We start from the raw sequence: 12,456 nt of genomic DNA on the forward strand, positions 1-12,456 counted from the left end.
ATCAACTAGGAGAGTTGATGTCCCAGTCTCCCTGGTACCGGTCCACGAGACCGGCCTGGCGGAGCGGTCGCCGACGGGCCGCGCTGGTCCTCGGACTGGCGTTGTCCATCGGGCTGCTCCCGCAGTACGCCCCCACGGCCACCGCCGACACCGGCCTGACCCGACCCAAGACGCAGACCGACCTCGACGCGCCGGTGAGCGGCAAGAACGCCACCGCCGAGACCTTCAAGAAGACCGACCAGGCCAAGAAGGCCGCCGTGAAGAAGACGGCCAAGGCGCACTGGCCCACCGCCGGCAGCGCCGAGGTCGACCTCACCGGCAAGGCGAACAAGGCGGTCAAGGCCAAGGGCCTGCCGCTGACCGCGAAGGCGGCCGGTGGCACGAAGGGCGCCGACTCCGTCCGGGTCGAGATCCTCGGCCGCAAGGCCACCGAGGCGGCCGGCGTCGACGGCGTGCTCTTCACCGTCGCCCGCACCGACGGCGCCACCACCGCGGGACCGGCCCAAGTCTCCCTGGACTACGCGGACTTCGCCGACGCCTACGGCGGCGACTACACCTCCCGGCTGCGGCTGGCCACCTACCCGGCGTGCGTCCTGACGACTCCGGAGAAGAAGGCCTGCTCGACACCGACGTACCTCAAGTCGACGAACGACACGGCCGGGCAGACGCTGACGGCGACCGTACAGGCGGCCGGTGACACCTCCGGCCCCTCCACCCAGCTCCTCGAAGCCGACTCGGCGAGCTCGTCGGCCACCGTCGTGGCGGCCACCGCCGACAGCGGCGGCGACGGCGGCGACTACAAGGCCACCAGCCTGACGCAGTCCTCGCAGTGGGGCGTCGACGCCAGCTCGGGCGCGTTCACCTGGTCGTACCCGATGGCCGTCCCGCCGGTACCCGGCGGGATGCAGCCGAACGTCGGCCTGAGCTACAACTCCCAGTCGATCGACGGCCAGACGGCGACCACGAACAACCAGGGCTCCTGGATCGGCCAGGGCTTCTCCTACGACCCCGGTTACATCGAGCGCAGCTACAAGGGGTGCGCCGACGACGGCCACGACGACACCAACGGTGACCAGTGCTGGGCGTTCGACAACGCCACGCTCTCCCTCACCGGCGGTTCGTCGGGCCGGCTCGTCAAGGACGACACGACCGGCGCATGGCGGATCAGCTCCGACGACAACTCCAAGGTCGAGCACCTGACCGGCGCCGCCAACGACGACGACAACGGCGAGTACTGGAAGATCACCACTGGTGACGGCACCCAGTACTACTTCGGCCTCAACCACCTCACCGGCTACGCCAGCGGCAACGAGGAGACCAACTCCACCTGGACCACCCCGGTCTACGGCGACGACTCCGGCGAGCCCTGCTACAACGCCACCTTCGCCGACGCCTACTGCACCCAGGCCTGGCGCTGGAACCTCGACTACGTCGTCGACCCGCACGGCAACGCCATGTCGTACTTCTACGGCACGGAGAAGAACTACTACACACAGGGCCTGAAGACCGCCGAGAACGGCAAGCCCTACATCCGCGGCGGCTACCTCAAGCGCGTCGACTACGGCCAGCGCGACGGCAAGGCGTACTCCACCAAGCCGGCCGCCCAGGTCGTCTTCACCACCGCCGAGCGCTGCGTCGGCTCCCTGACGGACTGCTCCGCCGACGCGCTCAAGGACTCCACGGCCGCCGACTGGCCGGACGTCCCCTGGGACCAGAACTGCAAGGCCGACACCAAGTGCCCCGGCCAGAACTCACCGACGTTCTGGACCCGCAAGGAACTGACGAAGGTCACCACACAGATCCGCACCGGTGACTCGGCCTACACCCCGGTCGACGTGTGGAGCCTCACCCACGTCTTCACCGACAACGGAGACGCGTCCAAGTCCCTGTGGCTGAGCAGGATCGACCACACCGGCAAGGTCGGCACCGATGCCTCGGTCCCGTCCGTCGAGCTCTACGGCGTCCAACTCCCCAACCGCGTCGACGAGTCGGGCGACAACCTCCAGCCCTTCTACCGCTTCCGTCTCTCCGGCGTGCTCAACGAATCGGGCGGCGCGCTCAGCGTCAACTACGCGGACAACCAGTGCACTTCGAGCACCGTCCCGGCGGAGGACTCCTCCACCAAGCGCTGCTTCCCGGTGAAGTGGAACCCGCCCGGCGTCACCGACCCGATCACGGACTGGTTCCACAAGTACGTGGTCGCCTCCGTCGTCCAGACCGACCTGACCGGCCAGAACGCCGACCAGATCACCTCGTACACCTACCTCGGCGACGCGGGCTGGCGGAAGACGCCGGCCGACGGCATCACCAAGTCCGAGTACCGCACCTGGGGCGACTGGCGCGGCTACGGCAGGGTCCAGGTCGCCACCTCCGACGGCAGCAACGACCCCGCCAACACCAAGACCGAGCATGTCTTCTTCCGCGGTCTCGACGGCGACGTCGACAAGGACGGCGACTCCCGCTCGGCGACGGTCACCGACTCGGGCGGCGTCTCCTACGCCGACTCCGACTGGAAGGCCGGCCAGGAGCTGGAGACGCTCACCTACAACGGCTCCGCCGTGACCGAGAAGTCGGTGACGGTGCCGTGGACCGCGGTGACCGCGACGGAGACACGGGACTGGGCGACGTACAGGGCCCGTTACGTCGCCACCGGCTCCACGGACACGTACACCGCGCTCGCGGTGGGCGGCTGGCGGCACACCAAGTCCTCGACCACGTACGACGGTTCGACCGGCCGCGAGACGATGGTCGACGACGACGGCGAGGTCGGCGTCGCCGACAACCAGTGCACCCGCAACGAGTACGCGGACAGCGCGAGCGCGCACATCTACTCGCTCGTCTCCCGGGTCGAGACGGTGGGCGTCGACTGCGCCACCACCCCCGACCGCACCAAGAACGTCATCTCCGACGACCTGACCTACTACGACGGTTCGACGACGCTCGGCGCCGCCCCCACCAAGGGCGACATCACGACGACCAAGCGGCTGTCGGCGTACAGCGGCACGACGGCCACGTACCAGACGACCGCCACGACGACGTACGACGACTACGGCCGCCCGCTGGTCGTCAAGGACGCGGACACGGTCTCCTCGTCGACGCAAGTCACGTCCTCCACCGTCTACACGGACACCTACGGACTGGCCACAAAGTCGACGGTCACCAACGTCGACGGCTGGACGACCTCGACGGAGTACGCCCCGGCCTGGGGACAGCCCACGGCCAAGGTCGACCAGAACGGCCTGCGCACCGACCTCGCCTACGACGGCCTCGGCCGCCTGGTCTCGGTCTGGCTCCCGGACCGCCCCAAGGCGAACTCGTTCACCCCGTCCCTCAAGTACGAGTACCTGATCCGCGGTGACGACGGCCCGACCGCTGTCCACACGCAGAAGATCGAGAACGACGGGACCTCGTACGGCAGTGAATGGGCCCTGTACGACGGCTGGTTGAGGCCCCGGCAGACCCAGACGGAGGGTGAGGGCGGCCGGATGGTCGCCGACACGCTGTACGACGGCTCGGGCCGCGTGGTGCAGGTGAACGACACCTACTACACCACCGGCGCCCCGTCCTCGGCGCTCTTCGACCCGAAGGACACCGAGCTCGACGCGCAGACGGTCACCGAGTACGACGGCGCGGGCCGCACCACGGCCACCGTCTTCAAGGTCCAGGGCACCGAGCAGTACCGCACGACGTACGCCTACGGCGGCGACCGCGTCACGACGACCCCGCCGCAGGGCGGCGTCAAGACGACGGTCGTGACCGACGCCCGGGACCGCACGACGACCCAGGTCCAGTACCCCACCGACGGTGACGCGGTCACCACGTCGTACGGCTACAACGCGGCGGGCCTGCTGACCCGGGTCACCGACGACCAGGGCAGCAACTGGGCTTACACGTACGACCAGTTGGGCCGCAAGCAGACGGCGTCGGACCCGGACACCGGTGCGTCCTCGTACACGTACGACGCGCTGGACCGCCAGACGTCGGTCACCGTCAACGGCGACAAGACCTCCACGGTCTACGACGAGCTGGGCCGCGCGGTCTCGACCTGGCAGGGCGAGGCGACGACCGGCACCAAGCTGTCCGTCACCAAGTACGACACGGCCTACAAGGGCGAGCTGTACGGCGTCTACACCTACAAGGACGGCGCGGTCTACTCGTCGGTCACCTACCCGACCCTCGACCCCGACAACGACTACGCCCCCCTCACCACCAAGTACTACCTGTCCAAGACGGCCGAGCCGCAGCTGGGCGGGACGTACGAGTTCGGCGTCGAATACAACGACGACGGCACGGTCAAGCACGACACCCTGCCGGCGCTGGGCGACCTGCCCGGTGAGGCGGTGTCCTACGTCTACGACGAACTCCAGCGCCCGACCGGGGTGAACACCTCTCTCGGGGGCCTGAGTTACGTCTCGGACGCGTCGTACTCCCCGACGTCCAACCTGGAGTCGCTGGAGCTCTACACGGGCGAGTCGACGGCGAAGAAGACCTGGATCAACAACTTCTACGAGGCGGGCACGGACCGGCTGACCAACTCGTCGGTGCAGGTCGAGGGCGCGAGCGTCGCCTACGACGCGAACTACACCTACGACGACGCCGGCGACATCCTCTCCATCGCGGACACCCCGACCGGCGGCACCTCGGACGTCCAGTGCTTCTCGTACGACGGCCTGGGCCGGGTCTCCTCGGCATGGACGTCCTCGGTCGCGTCGAACGACGCGAAGGGCACCGGCAGCACGGACGCGTCCTGCGCACAGGGCGCGAAGGCGTCGACGGTGGGCGGTGTCTCGCCGTACTGGACGGACTACGGCTACGACACGATCGGCAACCGCAAGAGCGAGGTCCGCCACGGCCTGAACGGCACGGCGACGTCCAGCCGCTCTTACGTGTACGGCGACGGCTCCGGACCGAACGGCACGGACTCGGGCCCGCACACGGTCTCGTCGGTGACGCAGAAGACCGACGCCACGGCCACGACTCCGCAGATCACCTCGCGGAACTCGTACACGTACGACGCCTCGGGCAACACGGCGACGCGCGTCCTGGACGGCGACACCCAGTCGCTGGCCTGGGACAAGCAGGGCGAACTGACCACGGTCACGAACGCCGACGCGACGGTGACGACGTACAAGTACGACGCGTCGGGAGCCCGCGTTCTCCGGGACACCCCCGACGAGAAGACCTTCTACCTCCCCGGCACGGAACTCCACTACGACAAGTCCACGGCCAAGGTCACGGCCACCCGCTACTACAGCTTCGCCGGGACCACGGTCGCGATGCGGGAGGCGGACGGCGTCCACTTCCTCGTCTCGGACAACCAGGGCACGGCGCAGCTGGCGGTCGACGCGAAGACGGGTTCGACGACCCGCCGCCGCATGGACGCGTTCGGCAACGACCGTGACAACTCCACGTCGTCGACCACGGACTGGGTCAACGACAAGGGCTTCGTCGGCGGTACGAAGCAGGCGTCGACGGGCCTGACGACACTGGGTGCGCGGGAGTACGACTCGGACACCGGCCGCTTCATCTCGGCGGACCCGGTGGTCGACTACACGGACCCCCAGCAGATCAACGGCTACGCGTACGCCAACAACAGCCCTGTCTCCCACAACGACGCGTCGGGGCTGCGCCTGGCCGACTGCGTGGGCGGCTGGAACGAGTGCGGACCGGGTCCGTCCACGCACCGGGGCGCGGTCGACACGCGGGACAGCAGCGGTTCGGGCGGCGGAGACGCGACATCCTCCACGCCGGCCCGTGCGCAGGCGAACGCGGCCCAGTCGAAGGCGGACTCCGCGAAGCAGAGGGCGATCGCGATCGCCAAGGAACTCGGCAAGATCGCGGCAGACGAACTGGGCATCACGGATGCCCTGGACTGCTTCACGACGGGCAACCTGGCCGCTTGCGGCAACACGGCTCTCAACGTGGTCGGGTCGTTCCTGGGCGGCGGCCCGCTGGCCAAGCTGGCGAAGAAGTACGCGGCGCCGTGGAAGTGGGCCAAGGCGGAGAAGCTGGGCAAGCGGATCTGGGGGCTGGGCAAGAAGCTGCTCGACGACTTCAACGACTGGCGCAAGAGCCGGAAGGAAGCGAGCCGGCTCGCCAAGATCGCCGAATCCTGCGAGAAACCGAACAGCTTCACCGCCGACACCCAGGTGCTGATGGCGGACGGCACGACCAAGGCCATCAAGGACGTCAAGATCGGCGACGAGGTCCTGGCCACGGACCCGGAGACGGGCAGGACGAAACCCGAAAAAGTCACCGCCGAGATCAAGGGCGTAGGCCTCAAACACCTCGTCCAGGTCACCGTCGACGTCGACGGCAAACAGGGCGCGAAGACGGCATCGGTGACCGCCACGGATCAACATCCCTTCTGGGTCCCGGAACTGGGCGAATGGCTCGACGCCACGGACCTCCACTCGGGCGAGTGGCTGAGCACGGGCTCGGGTACGCGCGTCCAGATCACGGCCGTGAAGCGGTGGACGGCGCTGACGGCTACGGTGCACAACCTGACCGTTGGTGAGCTGCATACGTATTACGTGGTGGCGGGGGCTACGCCGGTCCTGGTCCACAACATCAGCGAGAATACGCTCTGCAATGTGACTCTTGGGCCGGCCATAATCGGTCAGAAAGCGGAAGGAGTGACCGCTGAACGCGGTGACACGGTCCTGGCTCACGAGCAGCGGATGATGAACGAGTTCGGCGACCGAAATGGCTGCGCTTCATGTGGAGCGGCCAAATCCGGATACAATGACGGTCACTGGACTGGTGACCACAATCCGCCGAATAAGCTCGCGCCCAACGGTCCGTGGACTCTGTATCCGCACTGCAAGGCATGTTCTAAACAGCAGGGCGGGATCGTACGCACGCTCCTCAAGGAGTACTATGACTTCCCGGTGTGGAAACAATGACAGTAGGTGGATTCAATGATGCTCTTCGCCTCGTGTACGACGAGATTCGCGCATGGCCTTGTTGTTGCCGCCGCACCCGGGAGTACCGATACGCATGAAAGCTGGGACCCTGCGAGCGATGTTGTTCACGGAGGCGCGGACTCCCTGTTCATCTCCGTCCAGCAAGCCGCCAGTGGTCCAGCATCGATCCAATGTGTGCAAGGGCCTTACCAGCCCAGTGGAAAAGTCCTTGTATACTCGGGAAAATTGATACTTCCTCAGGCGTCTCTTGAAATTTCGGACCCGAATGAATCGGTGAAGTTGCTGATTCCCGTTCCGAACATAGAAAATCAAGTCGACGTCTACGGGGACGGTACCGATGAGCCTGATGAGGTAGTGATCGTTCTGACAGGCGATGCATCGTGGTAATCCGTGATTTCTGACGGTGGCAGGTCGGTTTGGTAGGTCGCAAGGGCGTCACGTCGAGTTTCCCGCGGCGTGGCGCCCTTTGTTCTGCGCGGCCACGTCTTAACGGGGGAGATTTCACGGCCCGGGTCAACGCACCCGCCCCTCGAAGCACTCCTTCCTCCCCGGCGCTGCCCCCGTCTTCGCCGCGGGCTCGAAGCAGAATCGGACCACCGTCCCGGGGCGGGTCGCGGCCATGAGGGTGTAGATGTACGTGTTCGCCTCCGTGGAGTTCCTGACCTTCGCGCGGCGGACGGTGGCCGCCCGGCCGCTCACGGTCAGCTCGACCCGGTCCCCGATCCGGGCGCCCCACATCCGCAGCCAGCTCGCCCCGCACTCCCGGCTGTGCCGCAGCTGGAGCCAGGCCCCGGTGCCCGTCTCGTGCATGGCCAGGGTGACCGGCTCGGCGACGCAGTGCATGGTCAGCGGGTCCTTGCCCGCGCAGGTCGACTCGTAGCACAGCGGCCCGACGCCCGTGGTCGAGGACGGGAGTGTGGACGCCGGTTCGGAGTGGTGGGGGAGCAACAGCAGGGCGACCACCACACCGGCCACCACCAGGGCGCACATGGACCCGAGCGCGGCCAGGGCGGCCACGCCCCGGTGAGCGGATTCCGTGACCTCCGGCTCCGGCTCCGGCACCGGTACGGGCGCCCGCACCGTCACCGTCGCCTGAGCGGCCGGTGACGGGGGCAGCGTCTCCGCCGCGCCTCGTCCGCTCGTCTCCGCCTCCGCGATCTCCCACAGCGCGACGCACCGGCCCTCCGGCTCCCCCGCGAGCCGGCACAGCTCCTCCACCGCCTCCCTCGGCGGCAGGGTCCTGCCGTTGAGATACCGCTCCCACGACGACTTGCTGTACGGCGTCTTCGCGGCGAGCCCCGCCAGACTCAGCCCGGTGCGCGTCTTCAACTCCCGCAAAGAGGAGTCCAGTTGGTTCATCCCCGGAGGGCTTTCCAGGTGTGCGGCCCGACCATCCCGTCCACGTGCAGTCCCGCGTGCTTCTGCAGCGCCTTGACCGCACCCAGCGTCAGCGGACCGAAATCCCCGTCGATGCCCCCCGGCGAGAAACCCGCCCGCCGCAGCAGACACTGCGCCTCGGCCACCTCCACCCCGTTGTTGCCCACCACCACGGTGTCTTCCCGGGTGCGGCTGTTGCCCGCGTACCAGAGGCCGTCGACACGCTTCAGACGGCAGGTGTACGACGGTTGCGGCGGCGCCGACGAAGGGCTGGCCGAGGCGGCGAGCAGGGTCGTCGGCTTCGGTGTCGCGCCGCTGCCGCCGCCGCTGTCGTTCTCGTTCATGATCCGTACGGTGATGAGCACCGCCGAGGAGACGGCCAGCACCAGGGTCACCGCGCCCGCTATGAGGGCGATGAGCAGGGAATGCCTGCGCGGGGCAGGGGTCTCGGCTTTGGCCGAGAGGAGTTCCGTGTCGGGCTCCGGCTCGGGCTCCGGCTCCGGGTGGTGTTGCCGCGGGGACCCCCAGCCCTCCGCCGCGACCTCGTGGAGCGCGAGCAGCCGGGTCGGATCGCCGTCGCCGGCGATCCGGGCCAGGGCCTCGACGGCCTCTCGGGGCGGCAGGGTCCGGCCGCCCAGGTATCGCTCCCAGGACTTCGGGCTGTACCCCGTCTTCGCCGCGAGCTGACGGATGCTCAGCCCGCTGTGGTCCTTCAGCCGGCGTAACCGGATCACCAACTGCCTTGCGCGCGGATCGAGTTCAGCGGGCAACGCTTTCCAACGCGACATGTGTCCCCCACTCGCGTTCACTTCAGGGGCTGCGCGGTCAACGGCCCCTGTTCCCCGTGGCATTGTGCATGAGCCTTCACGGCATGCGGCGGCAAAAGGTTCCCTCGCGGGTTGGGAACCGGCCACCGCGCGCCACAGCCGTCCCGCCGTGCCGTCCCGGCGGACCGCGTCCCCGCAGGCCCAGGAGGGGGACGTCCCGCGAGGTCGTCACCTTCGCGGCAACTGTGGCCGCCCGTACCGGGTGCCGCGCAGCCTCGTGTCGTCAGTCGAAACAACGACTCGAAAGGCACACGCATGCGATCGAACGTTCTGGCCCGGACCCTGGTCGGCGTCACCGCCGTCGTGGGGCTCTCCGTGGGAAGCCTGGCGACCGCGGGCACGAGCTTCGCGGCATCCCAGACCGCCGCCAAGCCGGCGGTGAGCGCGCAGAACCTCAGCATCCTGACGACGAACAACCTTGGCCTGAACACGGCGAGGGCGAAGAACTGGCAGTGCTGGCTGCGCGACTCGGGCTACAGCCCCGGCACGATCGACGGGGTGCTCGGCACCAACAGCTGGAAGGCTGCGCAGCGCTTCTTCAACGCCCAGGGCCTCGGCGCCGGCACCGTCGACGGAGACCCCGGACCCAACACGATCAAGGCGCTGCAGCGCTACCTGAACTTCTTCGGCTACGGCCTCGCTGTCGACGGGGACGCCGGCACAAACACCCGGGCCGCGTTCTGGGACTTCAACTCCACCGGCTGCTGATCCGGCCCGACACCATCGCACACACGCCGCGGCCCGTCCTCTTCCACGGAGGGAGGAGGACGGGCCGCGGCCGCGATGGCCGAAACAACGACTCGAAAGGCACACGCATGCGATCGAACGTTCTGACCCGGACCCTGGTGGGCCTCACCGCCGTCGTGGGGCTCTCCGTGGGAAGCCTGGCGACCGCGGGCACGAGCTTCGCGGCATCCCACACGGCCGCCGAGCCGGCGGTGAGCGCACAGACCATCGGCGTCCCGATCCCGTCGAACAACCTCGGCCTGACCACGGAACGGGCGAAGAACTGGCAGTGCCGGCTGCGCGACAACGGCTACGACCCCGGCCCGATCAACGGGATTCTCGGCCCCGAGAGCTGGAGGGCGGCGCAGAGCATGTTCAACGACCTGGGCCTCCGCAGCGGCCCCGCCAACGGAGACCCCGGAACCAACACGATCGTTCCGCTCCAGCGCTACCTGAACCTCTTCGGCTACGGCCTCGCTGTCGACGGGGTCGTCGGACCGCAGACCAAGGCAGCGTTCTCGGACTTCAACTCCACCGGCTGCTGATCCGGCCCGACACGAGCCGGTACGGGTCTCAGAGGCGTTCCGGCGTCCTGATCCCCAGCAGCCCCATCCCCCGCTGCAACGTCCGAGCCGTCAAGTCCACCAGGAACAGGCGGTTCTCGACGACCTCCGGGGCGTTGTCCGGGGACAGCACGTGGCACTGGTCGTAGAACGTCGTGAGCGTGGACGCCAGTTGGTAGAGGTACGCCGTCAGCTTGTGGGGGGCGTACTCCTTGGCCGCTTCCGCCACCACCTCGCTGAACTGGTCCAGGTGGAGGCCCAACGAGCGTTCCGCCGGGGCCAGTTCCAGCTCAGGGTGGGCGACCGGGCGGGCCTCGCCGGCCTTGCGGAGGATGGACTGGATGCGGGCGTAGGCGTACTGGAGGTAGACGGCCGTGTCGCCGTTCAGGGAGACCATCTGGTCCAGGTCGAACTTGTAGTCCCGGACGGCGGACGTCGACAGGTCGGCGTACTTCACCGCGCCGATCCCCACGTAGCGGCCGTTGTCGACGATCTCCTGCTCGGTCAGGCCCACCTTCTCGGCCTTGTCCCGGACGACCGCCGTGGCGCGCTGGACCGCCTCGTCGAGGAGGTCCTCCAGCTTCACCGACACGCCCTCACGCGTCTTGAACGGCTTGCCGTCCTTGCCGAGGATCGTGCCGAACGCCAACTGGTACGCCGTGACGTCGTCGTTGAGCCAGCCCGCCCGACGCGCCGTCTCGAAGACCATCTTGAAGTGCAGGGACTGGCGTACGTCGACCACGTACAGAAGGCTGGTCGCCTTGAGGTTGAAGACACGGTCGCGGATCGCGGAGAGGTCCGTCGCCGCGTAGCCGTAGCCGCCGTCGGACTTGCGGACGATCAGCGGGACGCGGTTGCCGTCCGGGCCCTTGATGTCGTCGAAGAACACGCACAGCGCGCCGTCCGAGATCTCCGCGACGCCGGACTCCTCCAGCAGCCGGCACGTCTCGTCCAGCATGTCGTTGTAACCCGACTCGCCGACGATGTCCGCGTCCCGGATCTCCATGTCCAGCTTCTCGAAGACGGAGAAGAAGTAGATCTTCGACTCGTCCACGAACTTCTGCCACGCGGCGAGCGTCTGCGGGTCGCCCGCCTGGAGGTCCACCACCCGGCGCCGGGCCCGCGTCTTGAACTCCTCGTCGGAGTCGAAGAGTTTGCGCGCGGCCTTGTAGAGGCGGTCGAGGTTCGACATCGCCTCCTCGCCGGTGACCTGCGCGTCGGCGTGGTCCAACTCGCCCGGGTGCTCGTCCAGATACTGGATCAGCATGCCGAACTGGGTTCCCCAGTCGCCGATGTGGTGCCGCCGGACCACCGACTCGCCGGTGAACTCCAGGAGTTGGACGACCGCGTCGCCGATCACCGCGGAACGGAGGTGACCGACGTGCATCTCCTTCGCCACGTTCGGCTGGGCGTAGTCGATGACCGTCGTACCGGGGTGGGGGGCGAGGGGCACGCCGAGGCGGGCCGTGTCGTCGGCGTAGCGCGCGGCGAGGGTCTCGGTGATCGCCTGGTCGGTGATCGTGACGTTCAGGAAGCCGGGGCCCGAGACCTCGATGTCCTTGATCACGTCGCCGGTGGTCACGTTCGCCACGACCTGCGCTGCCAGGTCCCGGGGGTTGGCCTTGGCCTTCTTGGCCAGGGCGAGGATGCCGTTCGCCTGGAAGTCCGCTCGGTCGCTCCGTCGCAGCAGAGGGTCCGCGTCGGCCTCCGGCAGGGCTGCCGTGAGGGCGTTCGCGAGGCGCTGGTGGACGAGATCGGTGAGGGACGTGACCGGGGCCATGGGGTAGGAGCCGTTCTCCTCGTGGGGATGGATAGACGCACCCAGTATCCCACGGAGGGTAAAGCGAGTTTTCGGGTGCGGGCCCGGTGGAGGCTGGTCGCGCCCCGCGGCGGAGCCGCATATCGATACAGCCCCGCGCCCCTAACGGCATGAGGGTTCGCGGGGTGAAGGAGTGCTGGGGCTGAGGCGAGAGCCTTGGATGGCGGCGCAGCCGCCTTCAAGGGGCGCGGGGCTGTATCGATTTGCGGCTCCGCCGC

6 protein-coding genes are annotated in these 12,456 nt (G+C 68.1%); 3 read left to right on the forward strand and 3 right to left on the reverse strand.

All coding sequences use genetic code 11. The annotated features are described in order from the left end of the window. Positions 1–17: 17 nt before the first annotated feature. Entirely contained in the window at positions 18–6,905 is a 6,888-nt protein-coding gene (locus AC31A1_RS10680) for a polymorphic toxin-type HINT domain-containing protein (protein ID WP_489653035.1), read from the forward strand. 534 nt (positions 6,906–7,439) lie between these two features. Here AC31A1_RS10680 and AC31A1_RS10685 read toward each other — a convergent pair. Beyond that, a complete protein-coding gene (locus AC31A1_RS10685; RefSeq protein WP_489653036.1) occupies positions 7,440–8,285 on the reverse strand; it encodes a helix-turn-helix domain-containing protein in 846 nt (281 codons plus the stop codon). Continuing rightward, complete coding sequence (locus AC31A1_RS10690; protein ID WP_489653037.1) at positions 8,282–9,091, reverse strand: peptidoglycan-binding protein; 810 nt, start codon at positions 9,089–9,091, stop codon at positions 8,282–8,284. Before AC31A1_RS10690 ends, AC31A1_RS10685 begins: the two co-directional genes overlap by 4 nt. Positions 9,092–9,385: 294 nt before the next feature. On the opposite strand from AC31A1_RS10690, the gene AC31A1_RS10695 reads away from it, so the two are divergent. Together AC31A1_RS10695 and AC31A1_RS10700 are read left to right on the forward strand one after the other, a co-directional pair. Next, complete coding sequence (locus AC31A1_RS10695) at positions 9,386–9,838, forward strand: peptidoglycan-binding domain-containing protein (protein WP_489653038.1); 453 nt, start codon at positions 9,386–9,388, stop codon at positions 9,836–9,838. A gap of 107 nt (positions 9,839–9,945) precedes the next feature. Then, positions 9,946–10,401, forward strand: a complete 456-nt coding sequence (locus AC31A1_RS10700) for a peptidoglycan-binding domain-containing protein (RefSeq protein WP_489653039.1) — start codon at positions 9,946–9,948, stop codon at positions 10,399–10,401. Between the two features lie 28 nt (positions 10,402–10,429). Here the strand turns inward: AC31A1_RS10700 and argS are convergent, their stop codons facing one another. After that, a complete protein-coding gene (gene argS / locus AC31A1_RS10705; protein WP_489653040.1) occupies positions 10,430–12,199 on the reverse strand; it encodes an arginine--tRNA ligase in 1,770 nt (589 codons plus the stop codon). Positions 12,200–12,456 lie beyond the last annotated feature (257 nt).

It is taken from the genome of Streptomyces sp. P5F9, from assembly GCF_057961495.1.

Excerpts from the sequence above, each read along its gene's own strand:
- AC31A1_RS10685 (WP_489653036.1), bottom strand. The coding sequence starts at position 8,285 with ATGAACCAACTGGACTCCTCTTTGCGGGAGTTGAAGACGCGCACCGGG.
- AC31A1_RS10690 (WP_489653037.1), bottom strand. The coding sequence starts at position 9,091 with ATGTCGCGTTGGAAAGCGTTGCCCGCTGAACTCGATCCGCGCGCAAGG.
- AC31A1_RS10695 (WP_489653038.1), top strand. The coding sequence starts at position 9,386 with ATGCGATCGAACGTTCTGGCCCGGACCCTGGTCGGCGTCACCGCCGTC.
- AC31A1_RS10680 (WP_489653035.1), top strand. The coding sequence starts at position 18 with ATGTCCCAGTCTCCCTGGTACCGGTCCACGAGACCGGCCTGGCGGAGC.
- argS (WP_489653040.1), bottom strand. The coding sequence starts at position 12,199 with ATGGCCCCGGTCACGTCCCTCACCGATCTCGTCCACCAGCGCCTCGCG.
- AC31A1_RS10700 (WP_489653039.1), top strand. The coding sequence starts at position 9,946 with ATGCGATCGAACGTTCTGACCCGGACCCTGGTGGGCCTCACCGCCGTC.